Origin of the sequence: Rhizobium sp. YAF28, assembly GCF_052113285.1 — a bacterium.
Classification (GTDB): domain Bacteria; phylum Pseudomonadota; class Alphaproteobacteria; order Rhizobiales; family Rhizobiaceae; genus Rhizobium.
This window is the reverse complement of sequence record NZ_JBFRCX010000014.1, coordinates 23,073-40,313: the sequence shown is the minus strand read 5'-3', so window position 1 is coordinate 40,313 and position 17,241 is coordinate 23,073. Positions and strand designations below refer to the sequence as shown.

At 60.1% G+C, this 17,241-nt stretch carries 14 protein-coding genes; 5 read left to right on the top strand and 9 right to left on the bottom strand.

The features are described from left to right. Window positions 1-22: 22 nt before the first annotated feature. From AB4Z13_RS27260 to AB4Z13_RS27230, 7 genes are all read right to left on the bottom strand, one after another. Window positions 23-2,473, bottom strand: coding sequence for a GcvT family protein (locus AB4Z13_RS27260; protein ID WP_442207321.1), 2,451 nt, complete (start codon window positions 2,471-2,473; stop codon window positions 23-25). Further along, window positions 2,474-3,349 (bottom strand): phosphotransferase, encoded by an 876-nt coding sequence (locus AB4Z13_RS27255; protein WP_439016976.1) that lies wholly within the window; start codon window positions 3,347-3,349, stop codon window positions 2,474-2,476. It abuts the gene before it with no gap. A gap of 68 nt (window positions 3,350-3,417) precedes the next feature. Beyond that, window positions 3,418-4,494, bottom strand: coding sequence for a sn-glycerol-3-phosphate ABC transporter ATP-binding protein UgpC (locus AB4Z13_RS27250; RefSeq protein WP_113320467.1), 1,077 nt, complete (start codon window positions 4,492-4,494; stop codon window positions 3,418-3,420). 16 nt (window positions 4,495-4,510) lie between these two features. Beyond that, window positions 4,511-5,584: a Gfo/Idh/MocA family protein gene (locus AB4Z13_RS27245; RefSeq protein WP_439016975.1), complete on the bottom strand. Its 1,074-nt coding sequence runs from the start codon at window positions 5,582-5,584 to the stop codon at window positions 4,511-4,513. A gap of 36 nt (window positions 5,585-5,620) precedes the next feature. Further along, on the bottom strand, window positions 5,621-6,508 hold the full coding sequence (locus tag AB4Z13_RS27240) for a carbohydrate ABC transporter permease (protein WP_376776552.1): 888 nt from the start codon (window positions 6,506-6,508) through the stop codon (window positions 5,621-5,623). After that, a complete protein-coding gene (locus tag AB4Z13_RS27235; protein WP_162747913.1) occupies window positions 6,501-7,460 on the bottom strand; it encodes a carbohydrate ABC transporter permease in 960 nt (319 codons plus the stop codon). The genes AB4Z13_RS27240 and AB4Z13_RS27235 overlap by 8 nt, the downstream gene beginning before the upstream one ends. Window positions 7,461-7,466: 6 nt before the next feature. Continuing rightward, the gene (locus AB4Z13_RS27230; RefSeq protein ID WP_113320464.1) at window positions 7,467-8,753 is read right to left on the bottom strand and encodes an ABC transporter substrate-binding protein; all 1,287 of its coding nucleotides are present in this window, start codon (window positions 8,751-8,753) and stop codon (window positions 7,467-7,469) included. Between the two features lie 207 nt (window positions 8,754-8,960). Here AB4Z13_RS27230 and AB4Z13_RS27225 point away from each other — a divergent pair, with 207 nt between their 5' ends. The 5 genes from AB4Z13_RS27225 to AB4Z13_RS27205 all read left to right on the top strand — a co-directional run bounded on the left by AB4Z13_RS27225 (window position 8,961) and on the right by AB4Z13_RS27205 (window position 14,368). Beyond that, entirely contained in the window at window positions 8,961-9,635 is a 675-nt protein-coding gene (locus AB4Z13_RS27225) for a TetR/AcrR family transcriptional regulator (protein WP_113320463.1), read from the top strand. 133 nt (window positions 9,636-9,768) lie between these two features. Next, window positions 9,769-10,917 carry a Gfo/Idh/MocA family protein gene (locus tag AB4Z13_RS27220; RefSeq protein WP_439016974.1) on the top strand — a complete coding sequence of 383 codons (1,149 nt, stop codon included), beginning with the start codon at window positions 9,769-9,771 and terminating at the stop codon, window positions 10,915-10,917. A 3-nt stretch (window positions 10,918-10,920) separates the two neighbouring features. Continuing rightward, window positions 10,921-12,084, top strand: a complete 1,164-nt coding sequence (locus AB4Z13_RS27215) for a dihydrodipicolinate synthase family protein (protein ID WP_439016973.1) — start codon at window positions 10,921-10,923, stop codon at window positions 12,082-12,084. Window positions 12,085-12,114: 30 nt separating this feature from the next. Next, window positions 12,115-12,945 carry a sugar phosphate isomerase/epimerase family protein gene (locus tag AB4Z13_RS27210; protein WP_439016972.1) on the top strand — a complete coding sequence of 277 codons (831 nt, stop codon included), beginning with the start codon at window positions 12,115-12,117 and terminating at the stop codon, window positions 12,943-12,945. 148 nt (window positions 12,946-13,093) lie between these two features. Then, window positions 13,094-14,368, top strand: coding sequence for a Gfo/Idh/MocA family protein (locus tag AB4Z13_RS27205; RefSeq protein WP_439016971.1), 1,275 nt, complete (start codon window positions 13,094-13,096; stop codon window positions 14,366-14,368). A gap of 6 nt (window positions 14,369-14,374) precedes the next feature. Here AB4Z13_RS27205 and AB4Z13_RS27200 read toward each other — a convergent pair whose 3' ends face one another. Further along, complete coding sequence (locus AB4Z13_RS27200) at window positions 14,375-15,385, bottom strand: hydroxyacid dehydrogenase (RefSeq protein ID WP_439016970.1); 1,011 nt, start codon at window positions 15,383-15,385, stop codon at window positions 14,375-14,377. Beyond that, entirely contained in the window at window positions 15,382-17,238 is a 1,857-nt protein-coding gene (locus AB4Z13_RS27195) for a DUF2264 domain-containing protein (RefSeq protein WP_439016969.1), read from the bottom strand. The genes AB4Z13_RS27200 and AB4Z13_RS27195 overlap by 4 nt, the downstream gene beginning before the upstream one ends. Window positions 17,239-17,241: the final 3 nt, after the last annotated feature.

The window sequence follows — 17,241 nt, the reverse complement described above, 5'->3', positions numbered from 1 at the left end:
TTTGCTCACCGTCACAACCGTTCTAAGCCCTTATCCGCTGCATCTCGGGGTCATAGAGTGGTTTCAGGCTGACCTTGCAGGACACGCGCTCGCGCGCGACATCCAGTTCATAATTGCCGGAGAGGACAAAATCCTCCGTTACACCATCAGGGTTACGGACATAGCCGTAACCGATCGGCCTGCCGATGGTGTAGCCGAAGCCGCCGCTGGAGAGCCAGCCGACACGTTTGCCGTCACGATAGATGGTTTCGCGGCCGAGCAGAACGACATCGGGATCGTCAGGCACGAAGCAGGCGAGCACCTTCTTTACGCCGCCTTCGAGCTGGCGCTCGATCGCCTCGCGCCCCTTGAAGGGCGTGTTCTTCCGCATTTTCACAGCCCAGCCAAGACCGGCTTCAACTGGCGTGTGGTCGGGGCCGATATCGGAGCCCCAGGCGCGGTAGCCCTTTTCCAGGCGGCAGCTTTCAATGGCGCGGTAACCGGCATTGACGAGGCCGAACTGCCCGTCCGCCGCCATCAGCGCGTCATAGACGGTCGTCGCATATTCGATCGGCACATGCAGTTCGTAGCCGAGTTCGCCGACATAGGTAATGCGCAGAGCCCGCACGGGGCAACCGGCAATGCCGATGGTCCTGACGCGGCCGAAGGGGAAGGCAGCGTTGGAGACGTCGCTGGTCGTGACCTTTTCCAGGATGACACGGGAATTCGGCCCCATCAGCGACAGCACGGTGTAGGCCGAGGTGACATCGACGAGTTCGGCGTGAAGGCCGTCGGGGATGTTGCGCGAGATCCAGTCGAAATCATGCGTGGCAAAGCCGGTGCCGGTGACGATGTAATATTCGTTCTCGGCGATGCGGGCGCAGGTGACGTCGCATTCAATGCCGCCCTTGTCGTTCAGCATCTGCGTGTAAATCAGCGATCCCTCGGGCCTTGCCACATCGTTGGCGGCAATCCATGACAATGCTGCTTCTGCATCCCTGCCCTTCAGCACGAATTTGGCGAAGGAGGTCTGGTCGAAGATGACCGCTGCCTCGCGCACGGCCTTGTGCTCGCGGCCAACGGCATCAAACCAGTTCTGGCGGCCGTAGGTATAGATATCCTTCGGCTCTTCATTGGCGAAGAGATCGGCAAACCAGTTCGGCCGCTCCCAGCCGAGCTTTTCGCCGAAACACGCGCCCTGCGCCTTTAACCGTTCATAAAGCGGCGACTTCCGGCAAGGGCGGCCGCTCGAGTATTCCTCGAAGGGGAAAGCCAGCGTGTAGTGTTTGCCATAGGCCTCCAGCGTTCTCGTTCGAACCCAGTCCGTATCGAAATGCGGGCGGCCGAAGCGGCGGATATCGACCGGCCAGAGATCGTAGGGCGGCTCGCCCTTCGTTACCCATTCGGCAAGCGCCATGCCGGCGCCGCCGGCCGAGGCGATACCGAAAGCGTTGAAGCCGGCGCCGACGAAGAAATTCTTCAACTCCGGTGCCTCGCCGAGAATGAAGTTGCCGTCGGGCGTAAAACTCTCAGGCCCGTTCAGAAGCTGCTTGATGCCAGCATTTTCGAGCGCCGGGACGCGGCCGAGCGCGTGCTCCATGATCTGCTCGAAATGATCGAAATTGCTGTCGAGCAGCGTGTAGTGGAAACCATCAGGGATGCCGTCCAGCGCCCAGCCGATGGGGTTCGGCTCGTAACCGCCCATGACCATGCCGCCGACCTCCTCCTTGTAATAGGTGAGGCGATCAGGATCGCGCAGGGTCGGAAGATTGGAGGGCACGCCGAAGGATTCGGTGATGATATATTGATGCTCGACGGAGACGAGCGGGACATTGACGCCGAAGCGGGCGGCGAAACTGCGGGTCCATTGGCCAGCGCAGACCACGACCCGCTCGCATTCGATGCGGCCTTGTCCGGTGATGACGGCGCGGATCCTCCCCCTGTCGATTTCGAGATCGAGAACTTCAGTGTCCTCGAAGATAGAGACGCCGGCCATGCGGGCGCCTTTTGCCAGCGCCTGAGTGATGTCGGAGGGATTGGCCTGACCATCCGTCGGCAGATAGGCGGCGCCGACGAGATCGTCTGTCGTCATCAGCGGCCAGAGATCGAAAGCTTCCTGCGGGTTCAGGAGATGCATTTCGAGGCCGAAGGACTGAGCCGTGGTCGCCTGACGCTTGACCTCCGTCCAGCGCTCCTCGTTACAGGCAAGCCGCAGGCCGCCATTCATCTTCCAGCCGGTGCCGAGACCTGTCTCGGCTTCGAGCTTCTTATAGAGATCGACGGAATATCCCAGAAGCTGGGTGATGTTGGCGCTGGTGCGCAATTGACCGACGAGGCCAGCGGCGTGGAATGTCGTGCCTGACGTCAGCTTCTTGCGCTCAAGGAGCACCGTATCGGTCCAGCCGAGCTTGGCCAGATGATAGGCGGTCGAGCAGCCGATGATGCCGCCGCCGATGACCACGGCCTTTGCCGTCTTCGGTAATTGCTTCGTCATTCAATGATCCTGTTCAAATGCCCGATAGGCGCGCTCGAAGCGGGCGAGATTTTCGGCGGTATAGGCAGCGTAGTCGAAATCGATGGTGGAATGGATCTCGGAGATCATACTCCAGAGCGTCTCGCGCAGTAGCGAGGCGCATTTCATGGCCCGATAGCAGCGGCTGAGATCATCCGTCAGCGGTCGATCGAAATAAGTCTCCAGCATGAGGCGCTCCACCTCGCCCGAAAACTCGCTGTTGGAGGCAAGACCACCGAGATCGAAGAGCGGCGTGTTGAAGCCCGCATAATCCCAGTCGATCAGCCAGAGCCGCCGGCCATCGTCGAGGAAATTAGTGGCCAGAAGATCATTGTGGCCGAAGGCGATTTCGAAGGGACCTGCCGCCTGCTCGAGACGCTCCTCCTTCTGAAGCAGGCCATTCAGCAACGGCACATACGGACTGTTTGCGGACCTCAGGTTCGCTACATAATCCCTGATCACATGGAAGACCCAGAAGATCATCGCCTGACCACGGAAATGGCGGGCCATGTCGTGATGGCAGGCACGGATCAACGGAACGACACGAGCAAGCGTTTCCGGCTTGCGGATGTCTTCGGGCGACAGCGGCGCGGCATCGATGAAATCGAGAACCAGCACACCTGGCACGTGATGGATAACGGCGGGCGAGATGCCGGCCGCATGGGCGGCGCGGCTCGCCGCAAGCTCGTTCTGCCTGCTGATATGATGGACCGGAATATCATCGCCCAGACGTACGACGCGCCGCAGCGCGCCATCTCTCACAAAGTAGTTCCGGTTGGTGAGGCCGCCGGTGATCGGGGTTATGTCGATCGGGCCTTGCCAGATGCCAAGCGCATGAATCCTCTCTTCAGGCGTCACGCGTATCCCCCTCTTAGCCCTCAATGAAATGATGGGCTTGTGAGGGATCGGCTGTCAAGCCGGGCTAATTAGATCGTCTTGCCGGCGTCATCAAAGACGTGACAGCGCGCCGGATCGAAGGAGGCCTTCACATTGGTGCCGCGTTCGACCTTTTGCTGGCCATCGAGTGCGATGGTGAGCGGCTGATTGTCCGGCGTCGTGGCATATAGCATCGTGGCACCGCCGAGATTTTCGACCAGATCGACATTGACGGTCGAAAGGACGGCGCCGCCCTCCGCCAAGGAAAGATGCTCGGGGCGGATGCCGAAGGTGACGTTCTGGCCAGCCTGACCGGCAAGCCTGCGACCGAGCTGAATGGAATTGCCGCACACATTGACGGTCGAGCCAGTGTCCGTGGCGCTCTCGATCTTTGCACTCAGGAAATTCATCTTCGGGCTGCCGATGAAGCCGGCGACGAAGCGGTTGGCCGGGTTGTTATAGAGATCGAGCGGGGCGCCGACCTGTTCGATGCGGCCGGAGTTCAGCACGACGATCTTGTCGGCCATGGTCATGGCCTCCACCTGATCGTGGGTGACATAGATCATCGTGTTGCCGAGGCTGCGGTGCAGGCGGGAAATCTCCACGCGCATCTGCACGCGCAGTTCGGCATCGAGGTTAGACAGCGGCTCGTCGAAGAGGAAGATGCGCGGCTCGCGCACGATGGCGCGGCCGATCGCAACGCGTTGGCGCTGGCCGCCTGACAGTGCCTTCGGCTTGCGTTCGAGCAGCTTCTCGATCTGCAGAATCTGCGCGGCGCGGCGCACCTTCGGTTCGATCTCGGCCTTCTTGTAGCCCGCGGTTTCCAGGCCGAAAGCGAGGTTCTTATAGACCGACATATGCGGATAGAGCGCATAGGACTGGAAGACCATGGCGATCCCGCGCTTGGCGGGCGTCACTTCGTTCATGCGCTCATTGTCGAGCAGCAGCGCGCCGCCGGAGATTTCCTCGAGGCCGGCGATCATGCGCAGCAGCGTGGACTTGCCACAACCCGAAGGGCCGACGAAGACGGCGAATTCGCCGGGATCGATCGTCAGGTCGATGCCGTGAATAACGTCGAGTTGGCCATAGCGCTTCTCGACTTTCTGAAGAACGACACTCGTTGCCATGTTCCGAAATCCCCTCTTATTTGGTTCTTGCACGCCAGTCGGCGTATTTCGGGCTGTCAGGACCGATCGGCAGGGCGACATCGGCGCCGCTATCGGAGGATTGATAGATGGCCGTGACCAGTTCCAGCGCGCGTCTTGCATCCGCACTCGTCACGGGAAGCGGTCCTCTGCCCATCAGGTAATCGTGGAAGCGCAGCATCTGCGTGTTGAAGCGCAGCGGCACGGGCTGCCAGTCGGCGATGACGGTATCGATCTTCGCCTGTACTTCATCGTCGGCAGCGATGATCTGCCAGGGGTCTTGGCCGGGCGCATAGGCCTCATGATTGCTTTCGAAGGTGATATTTTCGAAGTGAAGCCTGAGCCGGCTGATTTCGTTCTGCGAACCGAGCGTGCAGGACAGCGAGACGAAGGCACCGTTCTGCATCTGCAGGCTGACTGAGGCGCAATCTTCCACTTCGATCTCGTTGACACGGGTTGCCACGCGGCCGAAGACGCGGGTTGCCGGGCCGGCAAGATAAAAAAGCATGTCGTGCAGATGGAGCGCATGGGTGACGAGGACGCCACCGAGTTCAGTTGCCCATTTGCCGCGCCAGGGCACGGCATAATATTCCGGTTTGCGGCGCCAGAAGGTCTCGACGGAGCCCATGTAGAACTTGCCGGCGAGACCCGCGTCGATGATGCGCTTGGCCTTCTCGACGCCATCGCCATAGCGATACTGGAAGATCGGCATCAGCGTACCCTTGGCAGTCTTTTCGGCCGCGATGATTTCGTCGGCACTGGCGAGCGAGCCGGTGAGCGGCTTTTCACAGACCACATGCTTGCCGGCGGCCAGAGCGGCTATGACCTGCTCCTTATGGATACCCGGCGGCGTGCAGATATCGATGATGTCGATGCTGTCATCGGCAAGCAGTTCATCGAAGGAGGTTGTGCGCCGTTCGATGCCGAATTCGTCGCCGATCGTCTTCAGGCGCTCCTCGTTCAGGTCGCAGATCGCCACGACCTTGAACTTGTCCGGATGCGGAAGGTAACCCTCGACGATGTGAGAGCGGCCGATACCGCAGCCGATGATCGCGACTGTCTTGATGCTCATGTCATTCTTCCCTGTCTGGCTTTCCTGCCCGATCCATCAACGCTTCATGCCGGTCGTGGCGATGCCTTCGATCAGCAGGCGCTGGAAGAACAGGAAGAAGAAGAACACGGGCACGAGGGTCAGCGTCGACATGGCGAACAATCCACCCCAGTCCGATGCGCTGGTGGAGTCCACGAAAGTGCGCAAGCCGAGCTGGATCGTGTAGGTGTTCATGTCGTTGAGGTAGATCAGCGGACCGAAGAAATCGTCCCAGGTCCAGATGAATGAGAAGATGGCGGCCGTCGCCAGAACCGGCAGCGACAGCGGCAGCATGATCTTCCAATAGATGCGCCAGGCGCTGCAGCCGTCCATCATCGCCGCTTCATCGAGTTCACGCGGGATGCCGCGGAAGAACTGCACCATGAGGAAGATGAAGAATGCGTCGCTTGCCAGGAACTTCGGCACGACCAGCGGCAGGATGGTGTTGACCCAGCCGAGGTCGAGGAAGAGCACATATTGCGGGATGAGCGTCACGTGATAGGGGATCATCAGCGTGCCGAGCATGATCGCGAACCAGAAATTTCGGCCGGCAAAACGCAGCCGTGCGAAGGCGAATGCCGTCAGCGAGCAGGCGATGACATTGCCCGCCACGACCAGCAGCGAGATGACGAGCGAATTCCAGAAGAACCGGCCGAAGGTGATGTCGAGTCCGGTCCAGCCGCGCACATAGGAGGAGAAATCGACCGACGACGGGATGAGCGAGGTCGACGAGAAGATTTCATTTTCCGGCCTGACCGATGCCGACACCATCCACAGGAGTGGATAGAGCATCAGCAGCGAGGCGGCGATCAGCAGCGCGTGGATGATGATCGAAGCCGGGAGGCTGCGTTTGGTGATGTCCGATGGCGGCCTGGCCGCGGTGACGGAAGCGGTCATCTCAGTCATCGTAGTGCACCCAGTAGCGCGAGGTCAGGAAGGAGAAGGCGGTGAAGATCGCGATGATCACCACGAGGATCCAGGCGAGCGCCGAGGCGTAGCCCATGCGGAAATTGCCGAAGGCCTCCTGATAGAGATAGAGCGTGTAGAAGAGCGTCGAATTGATCGGGCCGCCCGTACCGCCGGAGATGATGAAGGCGGGTGTGAAAGCCTTGAAAGCATCGATCGTCTGAACGACAGCATTGAAGAAGATCACCGGTGTGAGAAGCGGCAGGGTGATCTTGTAGAACTGGCGAAATTTCGAGGCGCCGTCGAGGCTTGCGGCCTCATACATATCCTGCGGAATCTGCCGCAGACCGGCCAGGAAAATGATCATCGGCGAGCCGAACTGCCAGACGGAGAGAGCCACCAGCGTATAGATCGAATAGCTTGGATGCGAGATCCAGCTCGGGCCGACGATGCCGAATTGTGCGAGCGCGGCGTTGACGAGGCCATCGCTGGCGAAGAGCTGGCGCCACAGCACGGCAATCGCAACGCTGCCGCCGAGAAGAGACGGAAGGTAGAAAATCGCGCGGTAGATCGGCAGCCCACTCAGACCCCTGTTCAATGCCAGAGCGACGAGCAGGGCGAAGGTCAGCTTGAACGGAACCGACAGCACGACATAGGTCAGCGTGACTGACATGGCCGATGCGAATTTCGGATCGGCCGTTGCGATGCGCACGTAATTTGCGGCCCCTACCCAACCCGGCGCCCTCAACATGTCGAAGTCGGTGAAGGAGAGGTAGAGCGAAATCAGGGCCGGGCCGAGCGTGAGGCCAAAGAAGCCTACCAGCCACGGCAGCAGAAAGAGATAGCCAGGAGCATTGGCATTCCACAGGCGCCGAAAGCGTCCGTCAGCCTTTACTCCCTGATATCTTTCCACGGTTACCGTCCCTGCGGACGTGCGCATCGCATTGGTCATATGAGATCAACCCCGCGCGAGAATTCGCGTGATTTCATCCACGAGCTGCTTGCCGGCATCGGCCGGCGTAAGCTGGCCGAAAGCTACCTGCTCCGAGATGGTGCGCAGCACGACCTGGCCTTCGCCGGCGCCGGTCGGCGGCGGGGGCGGAAGCGGACCGGCGAGATCGCCGAGACCGGCGACATATTCGAGCGGGATCTTGCCGGTTTCATCGAGCGTGCCGGCGACGACTTCGCGCATCGCCTTCGATTCCGGAATGCCGCGCTCGACATCGAGTATCTTGGCGGCATCGGGGTTCTTGACGAAGAAGTTGACGTAATCGACAGCCTGATCGATCACCTTCGACTGTGCAGAGACCGAGAAGAACATCGAAGGTTTGCGGTAATGGCCGCCCTTCGAGTCCGGCTTGATCCTGAGGTAGTTGCTGAGCATCAACTTGTCCTTGACCATCGCCTGATAGCCAACGAACTGGTTGGAGTGAGCATAATCGCAGGCAGCCTTGCCGAGGGTCAGCGGGCTGGTGTCGATCGTATCCTTATAGAGCGCCTGAATGTCAGGCGTTACGCAAGCTTTAGCTTCACGGAACTTGGCCCACATGTCGAACCATTCCGCGGCGTCGTCCGCGCCGAAAGCGATCTTCGAATCGGCCGTGTACAGCGCCTTGCCGCGCTGACGTACATAGTTTTCGAAGAGCGGTTCGCCGCCGCTGCCGTCAGCAAAGCCGAAATAGCCCTTGCGCTTGCCGGCCTTGGTGATTTCCGCACCGATCTTGCCGAATTCTTCCCAGGTCGTCTTGTTGGTCGGCACATCGATGCCGGCTTCCTGGAAGGCGACGGTGTTGATGACCGTGGCCGCCGAATTCGCGCCGAGGCTGACACCGTACAGGTGACCATCGACCTTGCCGCCTTCGATCTGTGCCGGATCGAAATCATCGATCTGCAGCTTCGACGGCATATAGGATTCCAGCGGGGCAAGAGCGCCGCGCCGGGCGTATTCGACAATATAGCGGTAGTCCATCTGGATGACGTCGGGCGCGTTGCGGCCAGCCACCTGTGTGGCCAGACGCGGCCAGTAATCAGCCCATCCGAGGAATTCGCCGGTGATCGAAACACCGCTGTTCTTCGCCTTGAAAAGGTCGGAGACCTTGTTGGTGCGGTCAGCGCGCGGCTGAGAGCCCCACCAGATGAGGCGCAGGCGGTTTTCCTGGGCAAAAGCGCTGTTTCCGAGCGCTGACAGCGAAAGGAGCGTTGCTCCGCCCGCCATGAAATTACGTCTGCTTACACGAAAAGACATATTGGTTTTCCTCCTCCCAATAGGAAGCGCCTCCACACGCTTCCTAACTAGCTATCTTGCAACAAATAACTAATTGGTTACAAGCTATGTTCAAAGCCTCCGGGCTGTCAAGCGGTGTTGGTGGCCCGATTGCGTTTGCAAAATCGGGTTTTTACATTCTTCCGCTTAAGCCTTATGAGCGCAACAGGGGAAAATAGGGGAAATCTGATGAACGACACTGGGGAGAGCGCAAAAAAGAAAATCAAGCGCCCGTCCGCCGAGCGAACCGCCCAACGCGACCCGGAGCGTACCCGTGCGGCCATTCTTGAAGCCGCGACACGGGAATTTGCCGAAAACGGCATGGGTGGTGCGCGTGTCGATTCCATCGCCGAGCGCGCCGGCACCAACAAGCGCATGCTCTATCACTATTTCGGCGACAAGGAGCAGCTTTATCTGCGTGTGCTTGAGGAGGCCTATGTTAGCATCCGCACCGCCGAACGCGCACTGAACATCGGCACCCGCAGCCCTGAGGAGGGCATTGGGGAACTTGCCCTCTTCACCTGGCGCTACTTCCTGCAGCATCCGGAGTTCCTCAGCCTGCTCGGCACGGAAAACCTGCACCGCGCCCGCTGGTTGCGCCAGTCCGTGCGGCTCAAGGAGTTGCATTCGCATCTGATCGGCGAGCTTTCACAGGTGCTGGAAGTAGGCAAGAAGGCGGGTGTCTTCATCGAGACCGCCGACCCGCTGCATGTCTATCTGACAATCGCCTCGCTCGGCTATTTCTACCTCTCCAACCAGTACACACTTTCGACGATCTTCGGCCGCGATCTCATTACGCCTGCGAATCTCGAAGCCTGGGAACGACATATCGTTCACGTCACGCTCGCCTCGATAAAGCGCTGATTTTCAAAAAACCGAATTGGCTATTGACAGCAATATTCCTCTTCTGCCATCAAGTAACTGTTTAGTTACCGGCTCGGGAGGGCCGGGCCCGGCTGCCCGCTCCCGACGCATAAAAGCTTCCAGGGAGGGAAAAATGGCACGTTTGGGGATCATTTTGCACGGCGTTACCGGCCGTATGGGCTACAACCAGCACCTCGTTCGATCGATCCTGGCCTTCCGCGATCAAGGCGGCATCACGCTGAAATCAGGCGAAAAACTGGAAATCGATCCAATCATCGTCGGCCGTAACGGCGCGAAGATGGAGGAGCTTGCCCGCAAGCATAATATCAAGCGCTGGTCGACCGATCTGGATGCCGCGCTCGCCAATCCCGATGACACCATCTTCTTCGATGCCGGCACGACGCTGATGCGCGCCGAGCTTCTCACCAAGGCGCTCGATGCCGGCAAGCATGTCTATTGCGAAAAGCCGATTTCCGACGATCTGCAGGTCGCGATCGACCTTGCGCGCAAGGCGCGTGCTTCGGGCCTCAAGCACGGCGTGGTACAGGACAAGCTGTTCCTGCCTGGCCTGCGCAAGCTGGCGCTGCTGCGCGATTCTGGCTTCTTCGGCAAGATCCTCTCAGTGCGCGGCGAATTCGGCTACTGGGTCTTCGAAGGCGACTGGGGCGTTCCGGCGCAGCGCCCGTCCTGGAATTATCGCAAGGCCGATGGCGGCGGCATCATTCTCGATATGCTCTGCCACTGGCGCTATGTGCTCGACAATCTCTTCGGTGAGGTGAAGGCCGTTTCCTGCCTGGGCGCGACCCATATTCCCAGCCGTATCGACGAACAGGGCAAGCCCTATAATTGCGACACCGATGATGCCGCCTATGCGACCTTCGAGCTGGAAGGCGGCGCGATCGCGCAGATCAATTCCTCCTGGGCCGTACGCGTTCGTCGCGACGACCTCGTGACCTTCCAGGTGGACGGCACGCATGGCTCGGCCGTTGCCGGCCTCACCAAGTGCTGGAGCCAGCACCGCGTCAATACGCCGAAGCCTGTCTGGAATCCTGACCAGCCGCAGACCATCGACTTCTACAAGACCTGGGACGAAGTGCCGGATACGCAGGTCTTCGACAACGGCTTCAAGGCGCAGTGGGAAATGTTCATTCGCCACGTCGTCGAAGATGCTCCCTGGCCCTACGGCCTGGAAGCCGGCGCCAAGGGCGTGCAGCTTGCAGAACTCGGCCTGAAATCCTGGGCCGAGCGCCGCTGGCTCGACGTTCCCACGCTGGAGTTCTGAGCCGTGACGACGATCAATCTTCCCCTCGACGGCAAGATCGCTCCTTATACACTGACCGGCACGCCGATCGAACTCAAGAAGCGGGACGCCAAGAGCTTCCCGCGTATCGCCTTTGCCGCCGCCCATGTGGTGGCCGATCCGCTCGCCGACAATGATCCGTGGCTGACACCGGCGATCGACTGGGAACGGACGCTTGCCTTCCGCCATCGGCTTTGGGACCTCGGCCTCGGCGTGGCCGAGGCGATGGATACTGCACAGCGCGGCATGGGCCTCGGCTGGCCGGAAGCCCGCGAGCTGGTCCGCCGCGCGCTTGGCGAAGCAGCCGGACGCAAGGACGCGCTGATTGCCTGCGGCGCCGGCACCGACCATCTGACGCCCGGCCCCGACGTGACCATCGATACGATCATTAGGGCTTATGAAGAGCAGATCGAAACGGTGGAAGCTGCCGGCGGTCGCATCATCCTGATGGCAAGCCGGGCACTGGCCGCCGCCGCCAAGGGGCCGGATGACTATGTCAGGGTCTATGACCGCATTCTTCGCCAGGTAAAAGAACCTGTCATCATCCATTGGCTCGGCGAAATGTTCGACCCGGCGCTTCAGGGATATTGGGGCAATGGCGACCATCTGAAGGCGATGGAAACCTGCCTGCAGGTGATCGAAGCCAATGCCGCCAAGGTCGACGGTATCAAGATCTCGCTTCTTTCCAAGGAGAAGGAAGTCACGATGCGCCGGCAGCTGCCGAAGAGCGTGCGCATGTACACTGGCGATGATTTCAACTACGCCGAACTGATTGCCGGCGACGAGCAGGGCCATTCGGATGCGCTGCTCGGCATCTTTGACGCCATCGCGCCTGCGGCTTCGGCCGCACTCGACGCGCTTGGCCGTAAGAGCAACCACGAATTCTTCGATCTGCTCGAGCCGACAGTTCCGCTGTCGCGCCACATCTTCAAAGCGCCGACCCGCTTTTACAAGACCGGCGTCGTCTTCCTCGCCTATCTCAACGGCGTGCAGGATCATTTCACAATGATCGGCGGCCAGCAGAGCACGCGCTCGCTCACGCATCTGGCGGAGCTTTTCCGCCTGGCCGACAAGGCCCGGGTTCTGGCCGATCCGGACCTTGCAACTGATCGCATGAAGCGGGTGCTTGCCGTCCACGGCGTTCACTGAACGTCAGCATGGCAATGGGAGGGGAATGACATGCAGGTCGAAGGACTTTCGATCAACCTTGCGACAATCCGCGAGCAATGTGGCTTTGCCGAAGCCGTCGATATCTGCCTGAAACACGGCATCACCTCGATCGCGCCCTGGCGCGATCAGGTCGCCAAGGCCGGCCTCGACGAGGCAGTGCGCATCGTCAAGTCGAACGGCATCAAGCTGACCGGGCTTTGCCGCGGCGGCTTCTTTCCGGCAGCGAACGAAGCCGAGTGGCAGAAGAACCTCGACGACAACAGACGCGCCATCGACGAGGCGGCAGCCTTTTCGGCCGATTGCCTCGTGCTCGTCGTCGGCGGTTTGCCTGATAGTTCGAAGGATATCGTCGCGGCCCGCCAGATGGTGTTCGACGGCATTGCCGCCGTGCTACCGCATGCGCAGGCCTCGGGCGTGAAGCTCGCGATCGAGCCATTGCATCCGATGTATGCGGCCGACCGGGCTTGTGTAAACACGCTCGGCCAGGCGCTCGATATGTGCGAGCAACTCGGCGAGGATGTCGGCGTCGCCGTCGATGTTTATCACGTCTGGTGGGATCCCGATCTGGCCAACCAGATCGCCCGCGCCGGACGGATGAAGCGCATCTTTGCCCATCACATCTGCGACTGGCTGGTGCCGACCAAGGACATGCTGCTTGACCGCGGCATGATGGGCGATGGCGTCATCGATCTCAAAGGCATAAGACGGATGGTGGAAGCCGCCGGCTTCTTGGGCGCGCAGGAGGTCGAAATCTTCTCGGCTGAGAACTGGTGGAAGCGTCCGGCCGACGAGGTGATCGCCACCTGCGTCGAGCGCTTCAGGAGCTGCTGCCAAGTCTGATTCTGGAGCATGTCCGTTTTTCTTCGAAACACGGACATGCCCTATCTCTTTGTTTTCACGCAATTCCGGACGCAAAACCGCTGCACACTTTTGCTGGAATTGCTCTAAAGTCCAATCGTTTCATCACGTATGAAGGAGGAATCATTCGATGGAGAAACGCCGTTTTGCCCTGATCGGCACCGGTAACCGCGGCACCACGATGTGGGGCAAGGAACTCTTGGCCGGCTGGCGCGAGCATGTCGACCTAACTGCGATCGTCGAGAAGAATTCTCTGCGCGGCGAGCGCGCCCGCACCATGATCGGCAGCAATGCACCGCTCTATGAAAACATCGATTCGATGCTCATAGAGCAGAAGCCGGATCTCGTTATCGTCTGTACGCCCGACCATACGCATGACGATATCGTGGTGCGGGCGTTGGAATCCGGCATCGACGTCATCACCGAAAAGCCGATGACCACCTCGGTCGAGAAGATTCGCCGGATTCTGGACGCCGAAAAGCGCACCGGCCGCCGGGTCGACGTCTCCTTCAACTATCGCTATGCGCCGACGGCAGCGAAGATCAAGGAGCTCTTGAATTCCGGCGAGATCGGCCGCGTCACCTCAGTCGACTTCCACTGGTATCTCAACACAAAGCATGGCGCCGACTATTTCCGCCGCTGGCATGCCTATACCGAAAATTCCGGCAGCCTCTTCGTTCACAAGGCGACGCATCATTTCGACCTTCTGAACTGGTATCTCGACAGCGATCCTGACGCCGTGACCTCTTTTGCCGACCTGCAGAATTACGGCCGCAAAGGGCCTTTCCGCGGCCCGCGCTGCAAGCTCTGTCCGCACACGCAGGAATGCGATTATTACCTCGACCTCGAAAAGGATCCCTTCCTCGATTCGCTCTATGAGGATCCCTCGAAGATCGACGGTTATTTCCGCGACGGTTGTGTCTTCCGCGAAGACATCGACATTCCCGATACGATGGTCACTTCGATCCGCTACCGAAACAATGTCCATGTCTCCTATTCACTGAACACGTTCCAGCCGATCGAGGGCCATCACCTCGCCTTCAACGGCACCAAGGGCCGTATCGAAATCCGCCAGTATGAAGCACAGCCGTGGGAAGAGCCGAAGGAAGATACGGTCCTGCTGATCCGCAGCTTCCCGCATAGCAAGGAGGCCGTCGAGCGCATCACGGTGCCGCATTTTTCCGGCGGCCATTACGGCGGTGACGACCGGATGCGCAACATGATCTTCAAGCCCGACATGCAGGACAAGCTCGCGCAGCGGGCCGGCACCCGCGCCGGCGCCATGTCCGTGCTCTGCGGCATTGCGGCGCTGACGAGCTCGCGCACCGGCAAGGTCGTCAATATCTCCGACCTGATGCCGGAGCTTGCCAATGACGGTTCGCCGAACTCGCTGAAGGCGTCGTAAGACGCCTCAGGCGGTATTTTCCAGGTTTTCGAGGGTGAGCCGGTAAAGCAGAGGCTCGCCCTTGGTGAAGCGTTCGGCCTCATCCGCGGCCATTTCACCGAGGCGAGTGCGCTCGAGGCCGACGGCACCGGCGATATGCGGTGTAAGGAAGACGTTGGGCAGGTCGTAAAACGCCGATTCCGATCCCGGTATTTCGGGATCGGTCACATCGATAATGGCGTCGATACGGCCGGTCTTTAACACGACAAGCAAAGCGTCCTCATCGATCAGCGCGCCGCGCGCGGTATTGATCAGCGTCGCGCCATCCTTCATCAGCGCCAGTTTTGCGGCATCGATCATATGGTAGGTGGACGGCAGTGATGGCGCGTGGAGGGAGACGATATCCGAATGACGCATGAGATCGTCGAGCTCCACCTTGTACACGCCCATTCCGCGCGCCTGACCGGCATCGATGGTCGGATCGAAGAGCAGTACCTTGTAATCGAAGGGCTTCAGCAGATCGATGACACGGCGACCGATGCGTGACGCACCGATGATGCCAACCGTGCGGCGATAATTGCCGATGGCCTCACGCTGCATCGGATGGGTGCTATCACGATGGCGGTCGCCGACATAGAGGTCGCGGAAACGGAAGACATGTTTGCCGGCAAAGATGATTGCGGCGAGCGTGAATTCGGCGACCGGCACGGCATTGGCCTCGGCCGCATGACTGACGACGACGCCGGCCTCGAAAATGCCGGGATCGACGAGGCCCTTCACCGTTCCCGCCGCATGAACGACGAGCTTCAATTTCGGCGCAAGCGCCAGAACCTCGCGACCAACATAGGGTGCACCCCAGCCTGTAATTAGGATTTCCGCCTCGGAGAGCAGTCGCTTCGCCCGCTCGTCGTCGAAGTGCTGAAGCGGTTCGGCATCGAGCAGGCGCCCGATGCCATCCAGCCGGTGAAGGACCGCCTCGGGCAACACATGCTCCGTGCGGGAAGGCTGCATGGCGAGGACGATGGCAGCACGGCTCATGGCATATGTCCTGGCGCTTCGATGGCGCTGACGGTCACGCCCTTCTCGCTGACCAGCTTCCGGAGCACAGCGATATCGGGTGCTTTCGGCGGCGCGGTCCATGCCCCCGATACGGCAGCCGGATCGTTCAACGCGAGTACAGCCGCGACCAGAACTGTTTCGCCGGCCGGAATCTCACCGCGGAGCTGGGGCACGAGCGTCTTGGAAACGATCAAGTTGGTATTCGGCAGCGCCTTCTGAGCAAGGCCGTTTCGCTTGATCGAAGAACCGAGGTCGACGATGCCGGTGAAATCCACCTCGCCGATCGCATGAGCCGAGCCTTCAGCCGCTGAAAGCGTGTCCGCATCGAGATCGCGTTTGGCAATCGCGAAGCCGCCTTCCGCGGTCTGCAGCGGGCGTGGTGTTGTGATGCGGTGGACGCGGATATGCCACGGGGCCGATGGTACGAGCCAGGTTTCGACCTTCACGTCCTTGAAGGCTGACCATCTGGAGTAAAGGATGTTGCCGGCGATCTTCGCTTCTTCATTGGTTTCGCGGACGCGGTAATGCAGGCCGTCATCGCTGAAGGCGAGTGCGGAATCGAAGGCGCCAAGTGCGAAGGCTCGCTCGTCAGCCTCGACGCTGAAACCGTAGCGGGCGGAATAGGCGAATTTTGCATATTTCTCCGTGCCGAAGCGCATCTGCAGATTTTCCTGACCAGACGAGAGCGCCACGACATCATTGCCGGCACGCATGACCACCATGCCCGGATGACGCTGCGGAACGACCTCGGGGGTTTGCTCAGGCGCCTTTTCCTCTGCGGTCCAGAAGGGATGATCCTCGGCAATGGCGAGCGGTAGGAAGGCCTTGAAGGCCCAGTAGGGTGAGCCGGCAGAATTATAACTCTCCGACATCAAGAGGTTCGGGTAGCCGAAGCCAATGGAGAGAACGCCATCGTGGCTGGCGATCGGCTTGTCCCGCCACCAGCGCAGATGCTCGAGGCAGAGATGCTTGACCTCGCCCCAAGGCAACGCCTCCAGATCGGCGAAGGCGAGCGCCGACCAGAAACCGGCACAGGCGAAACGATAGGTGAGGCTGCGGCCGAAGGGGATTGTCGCGCCATCGGGCGCAAACCAATGGCGGAAATCCTTGGCGAAGAGGACGGCACGCTCGCGGTAACGTTTGGCATAGTCGTCATCGACCAGCTTGGAATATATCAAGCCGTAGAAATGCATTGCGAAGGGAATGTAGTGGTCGATGCGGCGGATATTGCCGTCACGGTACCAGCCGTCGCCAATGTAGAAGCCTTCGAGTTCCTCAAGATATTGCTTGGTCAGGCTGCGGTCGAAATCGGCGCCGAGTCGGTCGAGAGCGATATCGACGAAGATCCGGAAGAATTTCCAGTTGTTGTCGGCATAGTCGAACTGCCGGACATGCTTGAAATAGCCGACGATATTGTCACGAGCACGCTTGTCGAGCGGCTCCCAGATCTTTTCGGGCACCAGCGCCAGGGCAAAACCGAGGGCGGCGAGCTCCACCATGCGCTGGTCGCGTGCATTGACCGTGCCCCAATATTCGGGATGGGTCGGATCACAGCCATTCGCAAGACCTTCGGCAAAGCGGTGCCAATGTGCGAAATCATTCTTGCCGGCGCCGAGCGGTGCAAGACCCCAGAGCGGACGGGCGAAGCCTTCAAGATCAGCAGCGGCCCGGTCGAAATGAGCGCCGGCGCCATCGAGGCGAACACGGGCATTGCCGTCAGAGAAGAAGGGCAGCAGCGGATTGAAGAGATCGTTGACAGCGCGGATCATGTCGGCGCGGGTATTCAGCGGATTGCCTGCAAGCGGATTGGCGCTGGCGGGATCATAGGTCATCGG

Coding starts and splice junctions, on each gene's coding strand:
- AB4Z13_RS27260 (WP_442207321.1), bottom strand. CDS start 2,473: ATGACGAAGCAATTACCGAAGACGGCAAAGGCCGTGGTCATCGGCGGC.
- AB4Z13_RS27250 (WP_113320467.1), bottom strand. CDS start 4,494: ATGGCAACGAGTGTCGTTCTTCAGAAAGTCGAGAAGCGCTATGGCCAA.
- AB4Z13_RS27245 (WP_439016975.1), bottom strand. CDS start 5,584: ATGAGCATCAAGACAGTCGCGATCATCGGCTGCGGTATCGGCCGCTCT.
- AB4Z13_RS27240 (WP_376776552.1), bottom strand. CDS start 6,508: ATGACTGAGATGACCGCTTCCGTCACCGCGGCCAGGCCGCCATCGGAC.
- AB4Z13_RS27235 (WP_162747913.1), bottom strand. CDS start 7,460: ATGACCAATGCGATGCGCACGTCCGCAGGGACGGTAACCGTGGAAAGA.
- AB4Z13_RS27230 (WP_113320464.1), bottom strand. CDS start 8,753: ATGTCTTTTCGTGTAAGCAGACGTAATTTCATGGCGGGCGGAGCAACG.
- AB4Z13_RS27225 (WP_113320463.1), top strand. CDS start 8,961: ATGAACGACACTGGGGAGAGCGCAAAAAAGAAAATCAAGCGCCCGTCC.
- AB4Z13_RS27220 (WP_439016974.1), top strand. CDS start 9,769: ATGGCACGTTTGGGGATCATTTTGCACGGCGTTACCGGCCGTATGGGC.
- AB4Z13_RS27210 (WP_439016972.1), top strand. CDS start 12,115: ATGCAGGTCGAAGGACTTTCGATCAACCTTGCGACAATCCGCGAGCAA.
- AB4Z13_RS27205 (WP_439016971.1), top strand. CDS start 13,094: ATGGAGAAACGCCGTTTTGCCCTGATCGGCACCGGTAACCGCGGCACC.
- AB4Z13_RS27200 (WP_439016970.1), bottom strand. CDS start 15,385: ATGAGCCGTGCTGCCATCGTCCTCGCCATGCAGCCTTCCCGCACGGAG.
- AB4Z13_RS27195 (WP_439016969.1), bottom strand. CDS start 17,238: ATGACCTATGATCCCGCCAGCGCCAATCCGCTTGCAGGCAATCCGCTG.